At 71.9% G+C, this 20625-nt stretch carries 20 protein-coding genes; 16 read left to right on the top strand and 4 right to left on the bottom strand.

Translation table 11 applies throughout. The features are described 5' to 3' along the window. The first annotated feature begins 48 nt into the window (after nt 1–48). Genes DEJ30_RS13225 through DEJ30_RS13205 form a run of 5 tightly spaced genes read left to right on the top strand, consistent with a single transcriptional unit; the run spans nt 49 to nt 3714 of the window. Nucleotides 49–693, top strand: a complete 645-nt coding sequence (locus tag DEJ30_RS13225; protein WP_110862126.1) for a SatD family protein — start codon at nt 49–51, stop codon at nt 691–693. After that, entirely contained in the window at nt 693–1559 is an 867-nt protein-coding gene (locus tag DEJ30_RS13220; protein WP_110862123.1) for a hypothetical protein, read from the top strand. Before DEJ30_RS13225 ends, DEJ30_RS13220 begins: the two co-directional genes overlap by 1 nt. 42 nt (nt 1560–1601) lie before the next feature. Continuing rightward, a complete protein-coding gene (locus DEJ30_RS13215) occupies nt 1602–2135 on the top strand; it encodes a hypothetical protein (protein ID WP_110862121.1) in 534 nt (177 codons plus the stop codon). Nucleotides 2136–2185: 50 nt separating this feature from the next. Further along, a complete protein-coding gene (locus tag DEJ30_RS13210; RefSeq protein WP_110862119.1) occupies nt 2186–3166 on the top strand; it encodes an aldo/keto reductase in 981 nt (326 codons plus the stop codon). Then, nucleotides 3163–3714 (top strand): hypothetical protein, encoded by a 552-nt coding sequence (locus DEJ30_RS13205; protein ID WP_110862117.1) that lies wholly within the window; start codon nt 3163–3165, stop codon nt 3712–3714. The genes DEJ30_RS13210 and DEJ30_RS13205 overlap by 4 nt, the downstream gene beginning before the upstream one ends. Nucleotides 3715–3732: 18 nt before the next feature. On the opposite strand, the gene DEJ30_RS13200 is transcribed toward DEJ30_RS13205, so the two are convergent. Together DEJ30_RS13200 and DEJ30_RS13195 are read right to left on the bottom strand one after the other, a co-directional pair. Continuing rightward, the gene (locus DEJ30_RS13200; RefSeq protein ID WP_258369940.1) at nt 3733–5307 is read right to left on the bottom strand and encodes a phenylacetate--CoA ligase family protein; all 1575 of its coding nucleotides are present in this window, start codon (nt 5305–5307) and stop codon (nt 3733–3735) included. After that, the gene (locus DEJ30_RS13195) at nt 5304–6374 is read right to left on the bottom strand and encodes a hypothetical protein (protein ID WP_110862255.1); all 1071 of its coding nucleotides are present in this window, start codon (nt 6372–6374) and stop codon (nt 5304–5306) included. Before DEJ30_RS13195 ends, DEJ30_RS13200 begins: the two co-directional genes overlap by 4 nt. Nucleotides 6375–6480: 106 nt before the next feature. On the opposite strand from DEJ30_RS13195, the gene DEJ30_RS13190 reads away from it, so the two are divergent. From DEJ30_RS13190 to DEJ30_RS13170, 5 genes are all read left to right on the top strand, one after another. Further along, nucleotides 6481–6855: a holo-ACP synthase gene (locus DEJ30_RS13190; protein WP_171907809.1), complete on the top strand. Its 375-nt coding sequence runs from the start codon at nt 6481–6483 to the stop codon at nt 6853–6855. Nucleotides 6856–6936: 81 nt separating this feature from the next. Further along, nucleotides 6937–7224 carry an acyl carrier protein gene (locus tag DEJ30_RS13185; RefSeq protein WP_051596691.1) on the top strand — a complete coding sequence of 96 codons (288 nt, stop codon included), beginning with the start codon at nt 6937–6939 and terminating at the stop codon, nt 7222–7224. After that, on the top strand, nt 7221–8396 hold the full coding sequence (locus DEJ30_RS13180) for an acyl-CoA dehydrogenase family protein (protein WP_110862112.1): 1176 nt from the start codon (nt 7221–7223) through the stop codon (nt 8394–8396). Before DEJ30_RS13185 ends, DEJ30_RS13180 begins: the two co-directional genes overlap by 4 nt. Beyond that, nucleotides 8393–9343 (top strand): amino acid--[acyl-carrier-protein] ligase, encoded by a 951-nt coding sequence (locus DEJ30_RS13175; protein WP_110862110.1) that lies wholly within the window; start codon nt 8393–8395, stop codon nt 9341–9343. The genes DEJ30_RS13180 and DEJ30_RS13175 overlap by 4 nt, the downstream gene beginning before the upstream one ends. After that, entirely contained in the window at nt 9340–10929 is a 1590-nt protein-coding gene (locus DEJ30_RS13170; protein ID WP_110862108.1) for an alpha/beta fold hydrolase, read from the top strand. Before DEJ30_RS13175 ends, DEJ30_RS13170 begins: the two co-directional genes overlap by 4 nt. Nucleotides 10930–11031: 102 nt before the next feature. Here the strand turns inward: DEJ30_RS13170 and DEJ30_RS13165 are convergent, their stop codons facing one another. Further along, nucleotides 11032–11958, bottom strand: coding sequence for an alpha/beta fold hydrolase (locus tag DEJ30_RS13165; protein ID WP_181420137.1), 927 nt, complete (start codon nt 11956–11958; stop codon nt 11032–11034). 56 nt (nt 11959–12014) lie between these two features. Continuing rightward, nucleotides 12015–12503: a peroxiredoxin gene (locus DEJ30_RS13160; RefSeq protein ID WP_110862105.1), complete on the bottom strand. Its 489-nt coding sequence runs from the start codon at nt 12501–12503 to the stop codon at nt 12015–12017. A 241-nt stretch (nt 12504–12744) separates the two neighbouring features. On the opposite strand from DEJ30_RS13160, the gene aceE reads away from it, so the two are divergent. From aceE to DEJ30_RS13130, 6 genes are all read left to right on the top strand, one after another. Then, entirely contained in the window at nt 12745–15489 is a 2745-nt protein-coding gene (gene aceE / locus DEJ30_RS13155; RefSeq protein ID WP_110862103.1) for a pyruvate dehydrogenase (acetyl-transferring), homodimeric type, read from the top strand. Between the two features lie 7 nt (nt 15490–15496). Next, a complete protein-coding gene (locus tag DEJ30_RS13150; RefSeq protein ID WP_027465341.1) occupies nt 15497–16723 on the top strand; it encodes a CdaR family transcriptional regulator in 1227 nt (408 codons plus the stop codon). Nucleotides 16724–16897: 174 nt separating this feature from the next. Beyond that, nucleotides 16898–17839, top strand: coding sequence for an ACP S-malonyltransferase (locus tag DEJ30_RS13145; protein WP_110862101.1), 942 nt, complete (start codon nt 16898–16900; stop codon nt 17837–17839). After that, a complete protein-coding gene (locus tag DEJ30_RS13140) occupies nt 17836–18888 on the top strand; it encodes a beta-ketoacyl-ACP synthase III (RefSeq protein ID WP_258369938.1) in 1053 nt (350 codons plus the stop codon). Before DEJ30_RS13145 ends, DEJ30_RS13140 begins: the two co-directional genes overlap by 4 nt. Before the next feature lie 122 nt (nt 18889–19010). Then, entirely contained in the window at nt 19011–19259 is a 249-nt protein-coding gene (locus tag DEJ30_RS13135) for an acyl carrier protein (RefSeq protein WP_017886710.1), read from the top strand. 87 nt (nt 19260–19346) lie between these two features. Further along, nucleotides 19347–20591 (top strand): beta-ketoacyl synthase, encoded by a 1245-nt coding sequence (locus DEJ30_RS13130; protein WP_110862099.1) that lies wholly within the window; start codon nt 19347–19349, stop codon nt 20589–20591. Nucleotides 20592–20625 lie beyond the last annotated feature (34 nt).

The following is a 20625-nucleotide window of genomic DNA, read 5'->3' as shown; positions in this document are numbered from 1 at the left end:
TTTAGCCCCAGACTTACTTTCGACGATATGAAGCTCTACGCTTAACCCATGCAGTCCGAGCCCGTGATCGCCGTGATCGTCGACCTGGTCGACTCCCGCACGCTCGAGGACCGCTCCGCAGCCCAGCACGACGTGGAGCGCGCGTTCGACAGTACCGCTGACGTCCCCGCGCTCGATCCCCTGCGCGCCACCGTCGGCGACGAGTTCCAGGTCATCTACGGCACGCTCACCGACGCCCTCGTGGCGACGACGGCCGCGACGCTCGCACTCCCCCCGACCGTGCAGATCCGCCTCGGCATCGGCCGGGGGCAGGTCCGGACGATCGGCACCGGTGGTGCCGGGCCGCTGCAGGACGGTCCGGGCTGGTGGTCGGCGCGGGACGCCATCAACGAGACCCACCGGCGCGAGGACGGCCGGACCGCGTTCCTGCGGTCCTGGTACCACGACGCCGACGACCGCCACGGAACGACGGAGCGACTCGTGAACGCCTACTTCCTCAGCCGCGACCACGTCGTCTCGCGACTCGCACCCCGCGCGCGCCGGATCGCACTCGGTCTGGTCCAGGGCCGCACGCAGGCGCAGATCGCCGCGGACGAGGGGATCACCCCGTCGGCGGTGTCCCAGTCCGTGCAGAAGTCGGGCGTCGCCGCCCTGGTCGAGGGCCTGCGCGTCCTCGGGGACGGGGGCCGCTGATGCTCGCCGGAGTCCTCCTGACCCTCGTCGGGCTCGCCGACGTCGTCCGCGCACGGACCGGGACCGACGCGGCACCACGGCGCGTGCTGACCACCACGGTGATCGTCCTGCTCTGGGCCGCCGTGACGGCTGTGGCGGTGCTCGGCCTCGGCCTCGCGGTCTGGTCGGTGCTGGTCACGGTCGTCCTCGCAGCCCTGTGGGTCGCGACCACGATCCCGGTGCGGTCCGGGGGCGCACCCGGCAGTGGCGCTCGGACACTCCCCTGGCTCCGCCGCTCGGGGTCCTGGCCGGCCGTCCTGCTCGCGGTCGCCGTCGCCGTGCTGCTGCTCGGGGCGCCGGCTGCCGACGCGTCCGGCTTCGTGGTCGACTGGCACCGTGACGCCGGCCCGGCGTTCGTCGGAGCGGTTCCGCTCGCGGCGCTCGTCGCCGGCATCGGCTCCGCGCTGTTCCTGGTCGACTCGGCCAACGTGGTCGTCGCCCAGGCGCTGCCGCCGGGGCTGTCGCCCGACGCACGGCCCGGTGCGGTGGCGGCCGAGCCGACGCGCCGGAAGCGCTTCGGCTGGCGCCGCACCACCCGGGCACGCGGAGCCGACACGGACGCGGACACGGACACGGACGGCACGGTCACCCTCAAGGGCGGACGCATGATCGGCCCGATCGAGCGCCTGCTGTTGGCCGGGTTCTCGCTGGCCGGCGCCTTCCCCGTCGTCGCCGCGCTGATCGCCGCGAAGGGGATCGTCCGCTTCCCCGAGATCCGCCGCGAGACGACCGGGTACCAGGCCGAGTACTTCCTGATCGGCAGCCTGGTGAGCTGGGCGATGGCCTTCGCCGCCGCAGGCATGTGCTGGTTGCTGGCACTGGGCTGACGAACGCACCCGGCCCCCGATCACCGCAGGTACGCTCTCCCCGTGAACGGTGTCGGAGTCGGTGTCCTCGACGAAGCCGGGCGGCTCCGCCTGCTCGGTGCGGGTGTGACGGGCGCTGCCTTCGCCGTCGTCCTGGTCATGCTGGTCCTGTCCTCGTGGACCGAGGCGACCACCGCCGTCCTGGTCTCGGTCGGCATCCCGACCGCCGTCGCTGGTGCCACGATCGCCGTCGTCCTGCAGCGCCGCGCCTGGCGCGCCGAGGGCGGCTACGAACGCTCGATCGCGGTGCGCGAGTGGATCGCCGAGGGCGAGGTCCCCGCGGGCGTCCCGGCGGACCAGTGGATCCCGCTCGTCCAGGCCCAGGCCGACCGTGAGGGCGCCGGCTGGGGCAAGGTCGTCCTCGGCGTGCTGTGGATCGCGATGACCTGGTCGATGCGCGACCAGCACGGCACGCTCATCACGACGATGCTCATCCTGCTGTGGAGCGCGATGGCCCTGTGGGCAGCCGTGTGGGTCATCCCCCGCGCCCGGGCGGCGCGAGCGCTCCTGCGCCGCGGCGTCTCCACGATCGGCTGAACCCCGCTCGGCTGAACCCCGCCCGCGCGCGCCTGACTACGCTCGGACCCATGCAGAGTCGCACCCTCGGCCGCACCGGCCGCTCCGTCTCCCCCATCGGTCTCGGCACCTGGCAGTTCGGCGGTGACTGGGGCCCCGTCTCCGAAGCCGACGCGAACGCCGTGATGGACGCCTCCGTCGAGTCGGGCGTCACCCTGTTCGACACCGCCGACGTCTACGGCGACGGCCGGAGCGAGCAGCTCATCGGCGCGTGGCGTGCCGCGAACCCCGACGTGCCGCTGACCATCACCACGAAGATGGGCCGTCGCGCCGACCAGGTCCCCGAGAACTACGTCGCCGCGAACTTCCGCGAGTGGGTGGACCGCTCGCGCCGCAACCTCGGGCAGGACACCCTCGACCTCGTGCAGCTGCACTGCCCGCCGACCCCGGTCTACGAGGACGACGCCGTCTACGACGCCCTCGACGCGCTGGTCGCCGACGGCTCGGTCGCCGCCTACGGCGTCAGCGTCGAGACCGCCGACCAGGCGCTCACGGCGATCGCCCGGCCCGGCGTCGCGAGCGTCCAGATCATCCTCAACGCGTTCCGGCTCAAGCCGCTCGACCGCGTGCTGCCGGCGGCCCTGGAGGCCGGGGTCGGCATCCTCGCGCGCGTCCCGTTGGCCTCGGGGCTGCTCTCCGGCAAGTACACGACCGACACGTCGTTCGCCGAGGGCGACCACCGCAACTACAACCGCCACGGCGAGGCCTTCGACCAGGGCGAGACCTTCAGCGGCGTCGACTACGACGACGGGGTGCGCGCCGCGCAGACCTTCGCGGCGTCCCTGCCGGACGCCGTCTCGGTCCCGCAGGCGGCGCTCGCGTGGATCATCGCGCAGGACGGCGTCACCGCGGCGATCCCCGGCGCCCGCAATCCGGAGCAGGCCCGGTCGAACGCCGCAGCCGGCGACCTGCCGCCGATCGAGGGACTGGACGCCACCGTGCACGACCTGTACGGCACCTGGTTCCGCGCGAGCGTCCACGAACGCTGGTGAACCTGCGGAGCGTCGCGGTCACGGCGGCCGCACTCCTGCTGGTGTCCGGGTGTGCCGCACCCGGACAGGTCACCGCCCACGACGCTCCGCCCTGGCCACGCCCCACCGACCTGACGGGTCGCGCGGATTCCGCCGGGCTCCGGAACGTCTGGGGCGAACGACTCGCCGAGCACGTGCACACGCACCTGACGATCCTGGACGGCGACGAACCGGTGACCGTCCCCGCGAACGTCGGGCACTCGGACAGCCGGAAGTTCGCCGCGGAGATCCACACGCACGACACGTCGGGCATCGTGCACGTCGAGTCGCCGACGGAGCAGACGTTCACGCTCGGGCAGTTCTTCGACGAGTGGGGCGTCTCGCTCGGTCCGGAGCACGTCGGTGGCCTGCGCGGCGAACTGACGGTGTGGGTCGACGGGCACCGGCGGATCGGCAACCCGCGCTCGATCGAGCTGACGGACCTGCGCCAGATCGTCCTCGTCGTCACGACCGTCGGCGAGGTCCCGCACCTGCCGGCGCCCTTCGACTGGCCGCCCCAGTACGACTAGCGCCGGAACCGGCTCGGCTCAGGCCTCCTTCGCCGCGACCCACGACAGGTCGAGGTCCCACTGCGCGACCGACCCGGCCGGCAGCTGCCACACGTACTCGTTCTTGAGCTTCTTGCCGTCCTCGCGGAACGGCCCCGTCCGGTACGGGTAGAACGCCACCGTCGGCAGCGTGCCGGGCGGCGCCGTGCGGATCGCGTTCGAGAAGTCCTTGTTCAGCCGGCGCAGCTCCGCGATCACCTCACCCCGGGCGGCATCCGCGTCGAACCCGCCAGCACCCGAGGCGAGCTGGAACGCGATGTGCAGCTGCCGGTCACCGCGGTCGTCCTCGTAGCTGATCAGCCGGTGGTTCTCGACGGCCTCGAGCAGCTCCGGGTCGCCGTACACGACGTCCCGCACCACGTCGGGTGCGACGACGGCCCCGTTGTAGTCGACCGACAGGTCGGACCGGCCGTAGTGGAACAGCAACGGCAGGTCGAGCTCGGCCTCGGCGGCGAGCGCCGCGTGTCCGGTCGCCCGCAGCACGGACCGCAGCTCCTTCATCCGCACCACGTGTCCGCGGTCGTGGATGTTGTAGCGGATGCGTGGGCTGATGTTCTCGGAGCGGGCGATGGTGACGACGAGTTCGCCGAGGTCGTTCGTCTCGATCAGGTAGCCGAACGGGTTGAACTGGAAGACCATCGGCAGCACCCCGTACTCGCCCTGCTTGGTCAGGGCGGCGGAGAGTTCCGGTGACGCGGCGATCGCCCGGCGCAGCTGCACGCTGAACGGTGTCTCGATGCCGAGGTTGATCTCGAGGTCGCTCGCCCCGTAGGAGCCGAGCACGGCCTGCGCGTACTGCTCGATGTGGGCGCGCATGTTCTCGCTGATGCCCTCGCCCCCGAACGCGGCGACGATCGTGTACCGGCTCCAGTCGAGCCGGTCGTCCTCGAACAGGGCCTTCAGGAACGGTGGGTAGCTGCAGATGATGTAGGTGAAGTCGGTGCCGAACTCGCGCATCGTCTGCACGATCTTGTCGCGGTCCGGGCCGATCGACTTGATCATGGAGGACTCGGTGAGCGAGGCGGTCACGTTCATCCCGGTGGCCCATGCCCCGAGCGAGAAGGCGTTGAGCACGAAGGGCTGCTTCGACAGGTCCTTCGCGGTGCGGGAGAACCCGAGCTGCAGCAGCTGTCGGGTGGCCTGGCGTTCGTCGGGGCCGCGCACCCAGCTGGTCGGGGTGCCGCTCGACCCGCTGGACTCGTCGACGACGACTCCGCGTCGGGGCAGGCGTCCGTCGATGCAGCGCTCGGGGATGCTCCAGCGCTTGACGTAGGAGTCCTTGTCCATCTCGGGGAGTCCCGAGATCGCCGCGGCGATCCCGCCACGGGTGTCGAGCCGGGAGGCGCGTCCGGACTCCGCCAGGAACGCGCGGTACGCGGGGACCCGCTTCGCAGCCCGTTCCGCGGTTCGCCATGCGCGCCAGCGTCCGAGGGTCCAGCGGAGCGGCTCGATGCCCGGTGTGAGCAGGAGCTTGTGGGTGCCGACGCGGGGCATGAACAGCGCGACGAAGGTCTCGACGATCCTCACCACCGAGAACACCGCGGCGCGCTTCACCGGGTCCGCCCGACGGTCATCGCTGCTGCGGGTCGGCGGTGTGCCAGGGGTGGCGGGTCGCTGTGTCCGAAGCGGAACAGCATCCAGGCCATCCGCCCGTCGGACTCGTCGACGCCCGCGCGTTCCACGAACGCGGCGTGTGACCGCGGGTTGGTGATCACGGTCCCGAAGGGGTGCACGGCGATGCCGCGTGCGGAGAACTCGAGCCAGATGCGCATGAAGACCCGTCCGGCTTCGACGTACTCGGCCGGGGTGCTGAACGGTCCCTCGAGCCAGGCGAGCTGTCGGACGCCCCGCATGGTGGACAGGTACACCCTGCGGAAGACCCCGCCGATGCCCGGGGCCTGCCAGAGTCCGCGGTGCTCCATGGCGAACCGGAGCACCGGGCCGGGCATGAGCATCGTCTCGGCGGACAGCCCGTCGCCGGTGGCCGCTGCCTGTCGCTTCGAGAACCGCAGCCAGTGCAGGATCTCGTGGTGCACGGCGTCGTGCTGCAGGTCGTCGAACAGGGTCTCCTGGTTGACGCGCACGATCTCGTCGACGGTGGCCCGGTCGTCGGTGGTCCGGAAGCGCTGCCCGGCTGCCGACGCGATGTCGGACGCGGCCTCGATCGCGTCGGTGTCGACGAGCGTCGCGTCGTAGGGCCTGCGCGAGGTGCGCCGTGCGAGGAAGCCGGCCAGGGCCTCCCGGTCGTCCGCGGTGACCACGTGCGGACGCAACGTCACCGTGCCCAGCCGGTGCAGGTGGTCGTCCGCCGTCCCGTCGTGCCCCGGACCGTCGTCACCCGGACCCGCGCTGAGCCGACCGAAGTCCATCTCGGCGTGGTCGAGCCGTTCCTGCACGGTGAACCCGTGCGCCCGTGCCACCACGTCGAGCCCGGCCAGGAACACCCCGGCGCAGACGTGCCCGAACGGGATGCCGAACGACTCCGCCGGCAACCCCCGTCGCAGGTCGTAGAACACGGTCGCGGTGCGGTCGTCCTCGACGCGCACGACGATCGGTTGCGAGTTGTGCGGCGACGGGTAGTGCCGCGCGTCCTCGATGATGCCCGTCCACGGTGATGCCATCGTTCCCCCTCGGTGGTCCCTGGCGACGATCATACGAATCCCCTCGGCGCCCCATGCCCCTCGGGGAATGCGCTGTGGAGAACTCGTGCGTAGCCTGCTCCTCGTGATGACCATCCGCACCGGCACCGACCTCGCCGCGGTCGAGGACGTCGTCGACGCCGTGACGGCGCACGGCGAGCGGTACCTGGACCGGGTGTTCACCCTTCGGGAGCGCACCGACACCGGCGACGACCCGGAGCGGCTCGCTGCCCGGTTCGCGGGCAAGGAGGCCGTCGTGAAGCTGCTGCGGCCGGCTCCGGACCAGGCGATCCCGCTGCGTGACGTCGCCGTCGTGCTCGATGCCGGCGGGGCCCCGACCGTCGAGCTGTCCGGGGCGGCCGCGGCCCTGGCGGAGTCGATCGGGTGCGGCCCGATCGCGGTCTCGTTGGCACACGAACGGGGGCTCGCGGTGGCGACGGCGGTGGCCCTCTCGGAGCGCTGACCCGGTGCTCCGGACAGGGGTGCGGTTTCCCGCACCCGCACGGCGGTTTCCCGAGGGCCGTTCCTCTTTATGGTTGCCGTCATGGAACAGGACCCGAACCCCTCCAGCACCACCGCGACGATCGCCGACCCGGCCACCGACCGGGCCGTCCGTCGCGCCCTCGCCGAGCACGGCCGGCTGACGGTCGACGCGTGGGACGTCGCGTCGATCGCCGACCTCTACGCCCTCGGCCTGACCTCGCACGCCACCGTCAACGTGATGCTCGCGGTGGAGTCGGACCTCGACGTCGAGTTCCCCGACTCCGTGCTGAACCGGTCCACCTTCGCGAGCGTCGAGTCGATCACCGCCGCCGCGGAGCTCGCCTCGTGACCCTGGTCCTGCCCGCACCGTCGGTCATCGACCGCTTCGCCGAGCGTGCGAGCGCGGTGGCCGAGGTCGCCGCACAGTTCGCCGACGAGGTCGACCGCGACGCCCGGCCCCCGCGCGAGGCCATCGCCGCGATGCGGGAGTACGGCCTGCTCGCGGCAGCGGTGCCGACCGAGCACGGTGGCGAGGGTGCCTCCGTGTCCGAGCTCTCCACGATCGCGACCGAACTCGGCCGGGCCTGTGCCGCGACCGGCATGGTGTTCGCGATGCACCAGGGCCAGGTCATGGCGCTCTGGCGGCACGGCGGCGACGGTGCCGGCGTGCTCGAGACCATCGGGGCCGTCCGTGACGGGGCGCTCGTCGCATCGGCCACCACCGAGCGCGGCGTCGGCGGCGACGCCCGGCGTTCCACCTGTTCCATCGAGCCCACCGACGACGGCCGGATCCGCCTGCGCAAGGACGCGCCGGTGATCTCGTACGCCACCGAGGCCGACGCGGTGTTCGTCACCGCCCGCCGCGACCCGGACGCCCCGGCGTCGGACCAGCGACTGCTCATCTGCCGCACCGACACGATGGTCCTGTCGCAGACGTCCACCTGGGACACCATGGGGCTCCGCGGCACGTGCAGCAACGGGTGGATCCTCGACACCGAGACGACGACCGACCGGGTGTTCCGCGACGACTACGCCACGATCTCCGCCCAGACCGTCCTGCCGGTGTCGCACGTGCTCTGGGCCTCGGTCTGGCTCGGCATCGCGGTATCGTCCGCCGAACGTGCCCGCAGCGCCGTCCGCAAGCAGGCCCGCGCCGCCGTCGGGACGACCCCGCCCGGTGCCCTCCGGCTGGCCGAGCTCCTGGTCGACCTGCAGGCCCTGGCCGACTCGGTGCGCCACGCCGCCGAACGGTTCGACGCCGCCGCCGACGACCCGGACGTGCTGGCCTCGAGCGCGTACACCCTCGCCGCGAACGCCCTGAAGATCGGTGCGTCCGAGCGCGTCACCGACATCGTCACGAAGGCGCTGCGCATCGTCGGGATCGCGGGCTACGCCGCCTCGGGTCCGATGAGCATCGCCCGACACCTCCGAGACGCCCACGGTGCCGCCGTCATGGTGAGCAACGACCGTCTCCTCAAGAACGACGCCGACCTGGCCATCATGACGGGAGTGATCCTGTGACCATCACGGACACCACCACCGCGGACACCGCCGCCGCACTCGACGCCGCACGCGCCGCCCTCCGCGCCCGCCTGCTCACCGACGGCGTCCTCCTCGACCTCGGCACGCCCGGCCTCTACGGGCGCACCGGGGTCTTCGAGCGCGTTTACGCCGCGGTCGACGCCGCAGCGGTGCGGAGCCAGCAGCACCTCGGCGCCGAGGTGCTGCGCTTCCCGCCGGTCGAGCCGCTCGCGTCGTTCGAGCGCACCGACTACATCGCGTCGTTCCCGGACCTCGCCGCGTCGATCTCCGGGTTCACCGGCGACGACCGCACCCACCGCGCACTGCTCGCCGCCCGTGAGCGCGGTGAGCGCTGGGAGGGGTTCCTCGAGCCGGCCGACCTCATGCTCACCCCCGCCGTCTGCCACCCGGTCTACGGCCTGATCGGCGACACCGTGCCCCAGCAGGGCCGGGCCTTCGACGTCCTCGGCGACTCCTTCCGCCGTGAGCCCTCGCTCGACCCGATGCGCCTGCAGGCCTTCCACATGCACGAGTTCGTGCACGTCGGCACCTCCGCGTCCGCGGCGGCCCACCGGGACGGCAGCATCCCGGTGATGCGCGCGCTGCTCGAGTCGTTCGGGCTCGAGATCGACGTCGTCCCCGCGAACGACCCCTTCTTCGGCCGCGTCGGGCAGATGCTCGCCCGCAACCAGGTCGAGCAGGCGCTCAAGTTCGAGTTCGTGACGAAGGTCTACGGACCCGACCACGACGCCACCGCGATCAGCTCCGCGAACCTGCACGAGGACCACTTCGGCACCTCGTTCGGCCTCCGCACCGAGGACGGACAGGTCGCGCACAGCGCCTGCATCGCGTTCGGCCTGGAGCGCATCACCATCGCCCTGTTCGCCGCCCACGGCACGGACCTCGACGCCTGGCCGGCGTCCGCCCGCGCCGCCCTCGCCCTGTGACCACGCTGCACGGCTGGTCCGGATCGCCGGCGATCCGCGCCGCGGTCCAGCTCCCCGACGCCGCCGCGCGCGCCGGCGTCGTCATCTGCCCGCCGCTCGGGCAGGAGGGCGTCATCGCGTACCGCACGCTCCGTCTGCTGGCCGACCGCCTGGAGGCCCGTGGCATCGCCTCGGTGCGCTACGACCCGTCGGGACGTGGTGACGGCGCCCCCGACACCACACCGGACGCGCAGGTCCGGTCCGCGCGCCACGCCGCCGCCGTGCTCCGCTCGACGGGGGTGCAGCACGTCGCCTTCGTCGGGTTGGCCTCGGCCGCCCTCGTCGCGGCGAACGCGGCCGCTGACACCGACGGCCTCGTCGTCTGGGACGCCCCGGCATCGGGCAAGGGGTGGCTCCGTCGGCAGCGCGCCCTCGCGACCATCACGATCGGTGCCGACCGCGTGGTCGACGGCGTCGAGAGCCTGATCGGGTTCGACGTCGAGCCGGACGAGGCCGCCGCACTCTCGGACCTCGCCTTCGCTGCGCGCACCGGGCCCACCGTCGCGCTCGTCCGTCCGGGTGCCCGGCCGCCGAAGGCCCTCGGTGGCGTCGACGTGACCGAGGTCACGGGCAACGCCGAGCTCCTCGACGGCACGAGCATCCACGCCCGCATCCCCGGAGCCGCCGTCGACACCGTCGTCGCCTGGCTCGACACCTGGGCACCCGAGACGGCGGTGCCCGTCCGCGTGCCCGTCCTCGACGAGGTCCTCGACGTCGACGGCCGCGTGTCGGAGCGGATCGTCCACCTCGGCGATCAGGGGCTGTTCGGGATCGAGACCGTCTCGTCCGCCCAGCACCACGACGCCCCCGTCGTCGTGCTCCACAGCGGCGGCGCCGAGCACCGGGTGGGCGCCACCGACTACCAGGTCGAACTCGCCCGCGCCCTCGCCCGCGACGGCGCCCGGGTCGTCCGGGTCGACCGCCGTGCCACCGGCGAGAGCACCGGCGTGCACGAGGACGAGCGGAGCTTCCTGTTCGCGCAGGAGTGGGTCGAGGACCAGTCCGCCGTCGTCACCGCCCTCGCCACGCCCTCGGACCGGCTCGTGCTCGTCGGCATGTGCGCCGGCGCCTGGGTCGCGGGCCGCGCCGTCGAGGAGGCCCCGCGCCTGGTCGTCGAGATCAGCCCGAACGACTACCGTCGCGTCCCGGCCGAGCCCGGCTCGTACGCCGACGGGGTCCGGGCTGTCGACGCCCCGTCGCCCGCCCGGATGTGGGTGCGCGAGCGGTACAACCGGTTCGTACCGAAGGCCGTCCGCGACCGGATCGCCCGTCGCGACCGGATGGGCGGGGTCGTCGGCCACGTCCGCCCGCTCGTCGAGCACGGCACCGACGTCGTCGTGATCGTCGCTCCCGAGGACGCAGCCCTGTTCGACCGGCTCGGCGGGCAGAAGGCCGTCCGGCGCTGGCCCGGTGACGACCGTCGCGGCTCGGTGTCCGTCGTCCGCGTCGAGGACGGCGACCACGCGCTGTTCTCCCCGACGATGCGCGAGGCCGTCGTCACCGAGGTGCGCTCCCGCGTCGCGGCGACGTTCCCCGTCCACACCTGACGAGGGCCGCCCGGCGGGCAGTCCGTGCGGGTGCAGGTTCCGACGATCCACGTGTCGAACGACTCGTGGTCTGTCGCCAGATGCACACGCATGCAATGCGGGTCAGACGAGGGCGAGTGTCCTGGCGACCGCGGCAGGGTGCTCGACGTGGGCGAAGTGCCCGCAGTCGTCGAGCAGCACCGTCCGGACCTGCGGCACGATCTCCCGCAGGGCCTCCAGGTCCGAGACCCGCGCGAACACGTCGTCGCGCCCGGCGATGGCGGTGACCGGACAGGACACCGACCGCCAGCGCTGGAGGTCGTACTCGCCCGCCGCCCGCGCCGCGTCGGTGAAGCGGGTCGGCCGGAGCTCCTCGACGAAGGCGTCGAGGACACTCGCGTCGAGCCGGCGCACGTGCGTGAAGACCGGCGCGGCGACGAGCGGCAGCAGCCCGACCCGCGCGAGTCCGCGGAGCATGCGCCCAGCGGCCTCACCGGTGACGGTGAGTCCTGCGCGCAGGAGCGTGAACGCCGGCAGGGTCCGGAGCCCCCGCAGCGGGTGACGGGCGGCGGCGGCGGTCGCGACCGTGGTGCCGGACACGAGGCCGACGGAGCGGACACGCTCGGGCGCCACGACGGCGAGGTGCATGCCGACGAACGCCCCCAGCGAGTGCCCGACGACGTCCACGCGGTGCACCCCGAGCGTGTCGAGGACGGTGGTCAGCGCCTCGGCGACGACGTCGAGGTCGAGCGGACCGTCCGGAGCCGGCGAGGACCCCCAGCCCGGCAGGTCCACGAGCACCAGCCCGCGGACGCCGACACCCTGTGCGGCCTGCAGCAGCGGCGTCCACGTCGACCAGGAGCCGGCGACGCCGTGCAGCAGCAGGACGGGGTCCGGGCCGGCGCGGTGGTGCACCACGACGGGCCCGGTCGGGGCCTCCACGACCGTGCGGGTCAGCCCCCAGGCGCCGGGCGTGACGCGCACCGGGTACGGGGCGTACGCATCAGCGGCGACGCCGTGACCACGTGGGTCGGTGTCGATGGCGTGCACCGGGCCTCCTGTCCGACCGTCGACGCGGACGCGTCCGTCAGGAGGGGTTCGGAACGCTAGCCGACGGGGACGGGTGCCGAGCAGGCGGCGAGCCGGTCGAGGGCCGCCTTGTACTCGGCGACGTCCCGCTGCAGGCCGGGCTCGGTGATGATCGAGGCCTTGATCCGACCCTGCACGTCGATGACGAAGGTCGCGCGCGTGGCGAAGCCCTTCTTCTCGAGGAACACGCCGTACTCCTTCGAGACCGCGCCGTGCGGCCAGAAGTCGGCGAGCAGCTCGAAGTCGTAGCCGTTCGTCTCGGCGAACGACCGGAGCGTCGCCTTCGAGTCGACCGAGATGCCGAGGAGCTCGATGCGCTGGTCCTGGAACATCGTGATGTTGTCCTGCAGGGTGCAGAGCTCGTTCGTGCAGCCGGACGAGAACGCCAGCGGGAAGAAGACGAGTGCGACCGGGCGGTTGCCGCGGAAGTCGCTGAGTCGGACGTGCTCTCCGAACTGGTTCGGGAGCTCGAAGTCCGGCGCGAGTGAGCCGATCTCCAGTGCCATCGCTACGTGTGCTTCTTCCTCGGGCGTGGGGTGTGCCCGTCGGGTCCGTGCGCCGCAGATCGCGTGTGCACGATCGGCCATGCTACGCCGACGACACGCGAATGCAAGCACCCGTCCACCTGCACGTCACCATCAGCATCAGCGTCGGTCCTGGGGCCTAGAGTGGACGGGGCCCCAGCCGGTCGCGACCCGACCACCGGAGCCACCATGTCCACCACCACGAGAACGAACGAGGTCAAGGGTGACGGTGAACGACCAGGACCCGTACAGCACCGGGGCGAACGACCAGGATCCGCAGGAGACCGCCGAATGGCGTGAGTCCCTCGACGGGCTGGTCCAGACCCACGGACACCAGCGCGGTCGCGAGATCATGCTGAGCCTGCTCAAGCGGTCCAAGGAACTGCACCTCGGTGTGCCGATGGTCCCGACGACGGACTACGTGAACACCATCGCGCCGGAGAACGAGCCGGAGTTCCCCGGCGACGAAGAGCTGGAGCGCCGGTACCGCCGCTGGATCCGCTGGAACGCGGCCATCACGGTGCACCGCGCGCAGCGTCCCGGCATCGCGGTCGGCGGGCACATCTCGACGTACGCGTCGAGCGCCGCGATGTACGAGGTCGGCTACAACCACTTCTTCCGCGCGCAGGACCACCCCTCCGGTGGCGACCAGGTCTTCTTCCAGGGCCACGCGTCCCCCGGCATGTACGCCCGCGCGTACATGGAAGGGCGCCTCTCCGAGGACCAGCTCGACGGGTTCCGGCAGGAGAAGTCGCACGCCGGCGGCGGCCTGTCGTCGTACCCGCACCCGCGCCTCATGCCGCACTTCTGGCAGTTCCCGACGGTGTCGATGGGCATCGGTCCGATCAACGCGATCTACCAGGCGCAGCAGGCCAAGTACCTGTCGAACCGCGGCATCAAGGACGCCATGGACCAGCAGGTCTGGGCGTTCCTGGGCGACGGCGAGATGGACGAGGTCGAGTCCCGCGGGCAGCTCCAGGTCGCCGCGAACGACGGCCTCGACAACCTGAACTTCGTCATCAACTGCAACCTGCAGCGACTCGACGGTCCGGTCCGTGGCAACGGCAAGATCATCCAGGAGCTCGAGGCGTTCTTCCGCGGTGCGGGCTGGAACGTCATCAAGGTCGTCTGGGGCCGCGAGTGGGACGACCTGCTCGCCCGTGACACCGAGGGCGCGCTCCTCAACCTGATGAACCAGACGCCGGACGGCGACTACCAGACGTACAAGGCCGAGAACGGTGCCTACGTGCGCGAGAACTTCTTCGGGCGCGACCCGAAGGCGCTCGAGCTCGTCAAGGACTACACCGACGACCAGATCTGGAACCTCAAGCGCGGTGGCCACGACTACCGCAAGGTCTACGCCGCGTTCAAGGCCGCGACCGAGCACAAGGGCCAGCCGACCGTCATCCTGGCGAAGACGGTCAAGGGCTACGGTCTCGGCCCGAGCTTCGAGGGCCGCAACGCGACCCACCAGATGAAGAAGCTCACGCTCGACAACCTCAAGCAGTTCCGCGACGAGATGCGCATCCCGATCTCCGACGCGCAGCTGGAGGAGAACCCCTACACGCCGCCGTACTACCACCCGGGCAACGACGACGAGGCGATCCAGTACATGCACGAGCGTCGTCGCGCGCTCGGTGGCTACGTGCCGGAACGTCGCACGAAGTACACGCAGTTCACGCTGCCGGACGACTCGAAGTACCAGGTCGTCAAGAAGGGCTCCGGCAAGCAGGAGGTCGCCACCACCATGGCGTTCGCGCGCCTGCTGAAGGACCTGCTGCGCTCGCCCGACTTCGGTGACCGCGTGGTCCCGATCATCCCGGACGAAGCACGCACGTTCGGCATGGACGCCTACTTCCCGTCGGCGAAGATCTACAACCCGAACGGCCAGCACTACACGTCGGTCGACCGCGAGCTCCTGTTGGCCTACAAGGAGAGCCCGCAGGGCCAGATCATCCACGTCGGCATCAACGAGGCGGGCGCCCTCGCGGCGTTCACCGCGGTCGGTACCTCGTACTCGACACAGGGCGAGCCGCTCATCCCGGTCTACGTCTTCTACTCGATGTTCGGGTTCCAGCGCACCGGCGACGCCATCTGGGCCGCTGGCGACCAGATGACCCGTGGCTTCATGATCGGCGCGACCGCCGGGCGCACCACGCTGACGGGCGAAGGTCTGCAGCACGCGGACGGCCACTCGCCGCTCCTCGCCACGACGAACCCGGCCGTCGTCTCGTACGACCCGGCGTACGGCTACGAGATCGGCCACATCGTCAAGGCCGGCCTCGACCGCATGTACGGCACGAACGAGGACGGCTCGCCGAAGCACGCCGACCCGAACGTCATGTACTACCTGACGGTCTACAACGAGCCGCTGGTCCAGCCGGCCGAGCCCGAGGGCGTCGACGTCGAGGGCATCCTCAAGGGGATGTACCTGCTCAAGCCGAGCGAGCACGACGGCCCGAAGGCCCAGCTGCTCGCGTCCGGTGTCGCCGTGCCGTGGATCCTCGAGGCGCAGCAGCTCCTCGCCGAGGACTGGGGCGTGTCGGCCGACGTCTGGAGCGTCACGAGCTGGGGTGAGCTGTACCGCGATGGTGTGGCCGCCGAGCAGCAGGCGTTCCTCAACCCGAACGAGCCGGCCCGCACGCCGTTCGTCACCGAGCGTCTGCTCGACACCGAGGGGCCGGTCGTCGCCGTGAGCGACTTCATGCACCTGGTGCAGGAGCAGATCCGCCCGTTCGTGCCGACCGACTACGCCACCCTCGGCGCCGACGGCTTCGGCTTCTCGGACACCCGTCCGGCCGCTCGCCGCTTCTTCCACATCGACGGCCCCTCGGTCGTCGTGCGGACGCTGCAGCAGCTCGCCCGCCAGGGCAAGGTCGACGGCGCGCTCGTCCAGCAGGCGATCGACAAGTACCGCCTGCACGACGTGACCGCCGGCACCACCGGCAGCGCGGGCGGCGAGAGCTGATCAACCCGTGACGACGGTCCGCCCGGACCACGAGAGCCAGGAGAGCGCGCGCGAGCGTGCGCTCTCCTGGCTCCGTCAGGTGTCCGGAGAACTCTCCACCGCGACGATCAAACGGCTCGAGGACACGCTCCCCTGGTACAGCGAGATGCCGCCGGGGCGTCGCTCCGCCGTGGGCCTCGTCGCCCAGGCCGGCATCACCTCGTTCATCAGCTGGCTCGAGGGCACCGCGTCGACGCCGTGGATCGCCGCAGCCGACGTCTTCGGGTCCGCCCCGCGGGAACTCCTGCGCTCGGTGAGCCTGCAGCAGACACTGCAGCTCATCCGCGTCGTGGTGACCGTGGTCGAGGAACGCGCCGCCGACGACGAGATGCTGCAGGAGGCGATCCTCAAGTACTCCCGCGACATCGCGTTCGCCGCCGCGGACGTCTACGCCCGCGCGGCCGAGGCCCGTGGCCTGTGGGATGCCCGGCTCGAAGCGCTCGTGGTCGACTCGATCCTCTCCGGCGAGTACGACGACGAACTGCCGTCCCGCATCGCCGCCCTCGGGTGGCACGGCCACGGCGAGGTCGCGGTGCTCGTCGGCACCGCACCGAAGCAGCTCGAGGTCGACCAGGTCCGCCGTACCGCACGGCACATGGACGCCGACGTGCTGGTCGGGGTCCAGGGATCGCGGCTCGTCGTGGTGATCGGCCGCGCCACCCCGCGCGACGACGTCCCCGAGGGCGAGGAGCCCGTCTCCTTCACGACCATCGCGCAGGCCCTCGAACCGCTGTTCGGCGAGGGCCACCTGGTGCTCGGCAACGAGGTCCCCGGCGTCGTCGACGCGTCGACCAGCGCGAAGGCCGCCCTCGCCGGGTTCGCCGTCGCGCGTGCCTGGCGCGGCGTGCCCCGCCCGGCCCTGGCCGACGACCTGCTGCCCGAACGAGCCCTGGCCGGCGACCCGCTCGCCCGGTCGGCCCTGGTGCAGCGCATCTACGTCCCGCTCAAGGACCAGTCCACCGAGCTCCTGCAGACGCTGTGGTGCTACCTGGACACCGGCCGCTCGCTCGAGGCCACGGCGCGCGAGCTCTTCGTGCACCCGAACACCGTGCGCTACCGCCTGCGCCGGGTCGCCGACATCATCGGGTGGGACGCCACGCACGCGCGCGACGCCCTGATCGTGCAGTCGGCGCTCATCCTCGGCGCGATGTCCGAGTCCGCAACCGGACGCCGCCGCATCACCCCACGGCGGTAGCGCGCCCCGGCGCTGGAGCACCCCACGGCGGTAGCGCACCCCGCGCTGGAGCGCCCCGTGGCAGATCGCCAGCCGGCCGAACCCGCCGGACGGTAGAGACCCGACAATGTCGCGCGGGGATTCGTGTGGGAAGTCCACACGGGCCCCGCGGGGCGAGAACGCGAGGATTGTCCGGTGATCGTCGTCGTCGCGCCCGGACAGGGCTCCCAGACCCCCGGCTTCCTCGCCCCCTGGCTCGAGGACGCCGCCGTTCGTGAACGAGTCGGGCAGTGGTCGGAGTCGATCGGCGTCGACCTCGCCGAGCACGGCACGAACTCCGACGCGGACACCATCAAGGACACCGCGCTCGCACAGCCCCTCATCGTCGCCGCCGGCCTGGTGACCGCCGACGCACTGCTCGCCGAGGGCCGTCGTGCCCTGGTGGGCGGGGTCGCCGGACACTCGGTGGGCGAGTTCACCGCCGCCGCGGTCGCCGGTATCCTCGAGCCGACCGACGCCGTCGCCCTGGTCGCCGAGCGCGGCCGGGCCATGGCTGACGCCGCAGCGCTCGAGCCCACCTCGATGGCCGCCGTCCTCGGTGGCGACGCCGACGCCGTGACCGCAGCCCTCGCCGAGCACGGCCTGGTGCCCGCGAACCACAACGGTGGCGGCCAGACCGTCGTCGCCGGTGCGGCCGACGCCATCGCGGCCCTCGCCGCCGACCCGCCCGCGAAGGCCCGAGTGATCCCGCTCGCCGTGGCCGGTGCGTTCCACACGCGGTACATGGCCCCCGCCGTCGAGCGGGTCGCCCCGGTCGCGGCGACCGCCACGGTGCAGGACCCGACCCTGCCGATCTGGACGAACGCCGACGGCTCCCGGGTCGACGACGGTCGCCGCTTCGTCGACCTGATGGTCCAGCAGATCGCGAACCCCGTGCACTGGGACGCGGTCATGGAGTCCTTCTCCACCGCCGGCGTGACCGGCATCATCGAGCTCGCACCCGCCGGTGCCCTCGTCGGCCTCGCGAAGCGCGGCCTCCGCGGCACGCCGACCGTCGCCATCAAGACCCCCGACGACCTGCCTGCGGCGATCGACCTGCTGCAGCGCGCGGGCCAGGAAGCAAACGCAACCGCATGACCGACCCGACCACCCCGACGGACGCCCCCACGGGCCTCCCGACCGGGTCCGCGCGCCCGCTGCTCCAGCAGCGCCGCGGCCACGAGTTCACCCGGATCCTGGCGTTCGGCGCCGCCCGCGGCGAGACCGTCGTGCCGAACGACGACCTCGTCGGCCCGATCGACTCGTCCGACGAGTGGATCCGGCAGCGCACCGGCATCATCACCCGCAAGCGAGCCGGCAAGGACGTCGAGGCCGTCGACCTCGCCGAGGCCGCCGCGCGCGAGGCCATCGAGAAGGCCGGCATCGAGCCGTCCCAGATCGGCGTCGTGCTCGTGAGCACCGTCACGCACACGGTCGCGACCCCGTCGATGGCGTCGCTGCTCGCCGAGCGCATCGGCGCCACCCCGGCCGCCGCGTACGACATCAGCGCCGCCTGCGCCGGGTACGCCTACGGCATCGCCCAGGCCGACTCGTTCATCAAGTCCGGGCTCGCCGACCACGTGCTGGTCGTCGGGGCCGAGAAGCTCAGCGACGTCGTCGACCCGACCGACCGCTCGATCTCGTTCCTGCTCGGGGACGGTGCCGGCGCCGCCGTGGTCGGCCCGAGCGACTTCCCGGGCATCGCCCCCACCATCTGGGGTTCCGACGGCTCGAAGTGGGACGCCATCGGCATGACCGCGACCTACAACGAGTGGGAGGCCGGCGCACCGCGTCCGACCATGCGCCAGGCCGGGCAGACGGTGTTCCGCTGGGCCGTCTGGGAGATGGTCAAGGTCGCCCGCCAGGCGCTCGAGACCGCCGGGGTCCGCCCCGAGGACCTCGCCGCCTTCGTGCCGCACCAGGCGAACATCCGCATCATCGACGAGTTCGCCAAGCAGCTCGGCCTGCCCGAGACGGTGACGATCGCCCGCGACATCACCACCACCGGCAACACCTCCGCCGCGAGCATCCCGCTCGCCACGCACCGCCTGCTCGAGGAGCACCCGGACCTGTCGGGCGGCCTCGCCCTGCAGATCGGTTTCGGCGCCGGACTCGTCTTCGGCGCGCAGGTGGTCGTCCTCCCCTGATCCCCGCCCGGTCGCGCAACCGCGCGCCCGGTCCCCATCCCGACGAGCCTCCGCGCACCCGGACCCCGCGTGCCCTAGGCTGGTCAACGGTCAAACGACACCCCCCTTCAAGGAGAACACTCATGGCCCTGTCCAACGAAGAAGTCCTCGCCGGCCTGGCCGAGCTGATCAACGACGAGACCGGTATCGCCACCGACACCGTCGCCGCCGACAAGTCCTTCACGGACGACCTCGACATCGACTCCATCTCGATGATGACCATCGTGGTCAACGCCGAGGAGAAGTTCGACGTGAAGATCCCGGACGAAGAGGTCAAGAACCTCAAGACCGTGGGCAACGCGGTCGACTACATCGTCAAGGCCCAGGCCTGACACGAGCTTCCTGAGCGCCGCGGCCCGCGGACCCCTGCGGGCCACGGCGCTCATCTTGTTCACCCCAACGAAAGAACACGTCGTCCCATGACCAAGAAGACCGTCGTCGTCACCGGGATCGGTGCGATCTCACCCCTCGCCGCGACCGCCCCGGACACCTGGGACGCGCTGCTCGCCGGCAAGTCCGGCATCACCCGCATCGAGGACCCCCGCTACGCCGAGCTCGAACTCCCCGTGGAGTTCGCCGGCCAGGCGCGCCGGTTCCTCACCGACCAGCTCACCCGCCCCGAGTCGAAGCGCCTCGACCCCTCGTCGCAGCTGTCGCTCGTCGCGGCGCGCGAGGCCTGGGCCGACGCCGGGATCGACGACGAGTCAGTCGTGCCCGAACGCCTGATCGTCGACTGGGCGACCGGCATCGGCGGCGTGAACACGCTGCTCGACGCCTGGGACACCCTGCGCGAGAAGGGCCCGCGTCGCGTCCTGCCGATGACGGTCCCGATGCTCATGGCGAACGGCCCCGCCGCCGCCATCGAGATGGAGTTCGGTGCCCGTGGCGGCGCCCGCACCTACCTGTCCGCCTGCGCGTCCTCGACCGAGTCGCTGGCCGAGGCGTACCGGCACATCGCCGACGGCGACGCCGACATCGTCATCACCGGTGGCGCCGAAGCCGCGCTGCACCCGCTCCCGCTGGCCGCGTTCGCCGCGATGCAGGCCCTGTCGCGCCGCAACGACTCCCCCGAGACCGCCTCGCGTCCGTACGACGTCACGCGTGACGGCTTCGTGCTCGGTGACGGCGCCGCGGCGCTCATCCTCGAGTCGAAGGAGCACGCGGAAGCCCGCGGCGCGACCATCTACGCCGAGGTCGCCGGTGCCGGCATCACCTCGGACGCCTTCCACATCACCGCGCCGGACCCCGAGGGCAGTGCCGCCGCCCGTGCGGTCCTGCAGGCACTCGAGCACGCCGACGCCAGCCGCGAGGACGTCGTGCACGTCAACGCGCACGCCACCTCGACGCCCGTCGGCGACGTCGCCGAGTACCACGCGATGCGCCGGGTCTTCGGCGACCACCTGGACGACGTCGTGGTGTCCGCGACCAAGGCCTCCACGGGGCACCTGCTCGGTGGTGCCGGAGCGATCGAGGCGGTCTTCACCGTCCTCGCACTGCACAACCGCGTCGCCCCGCCGACGATCAACCTGCACGACCAGGACCCGGAGATCGTCATGGACGTGGCCCGCGAGCCGCGTGCGCTGCCCGAGGGCGACCTGCTCGCGGTCAGCAACTCGTTCGGCTTCGGCGGCCACAACGCCGTGGTCGCGTTCCGCAGCGTCTGATCCGTCGCACCCTGCCAGGAGGCCCGTCCCGCGT

It is taken from the genome of Curtobacterium sp. MCPF17_003, assembly GCF_003224385.1.
Taxonomy (GTDB): Bacteria; Actinomycetota; Actinomycetes; order Actinomycetales; family Microbacteriaceae; genus Curtobacterium; species Curtobacterium flaccumfaciens.
The sequence above is the reverse complement of the archived record's forward strand: the minus strand, read 5'-3'. Positions and strand labels throughout refer to the sequence as shown.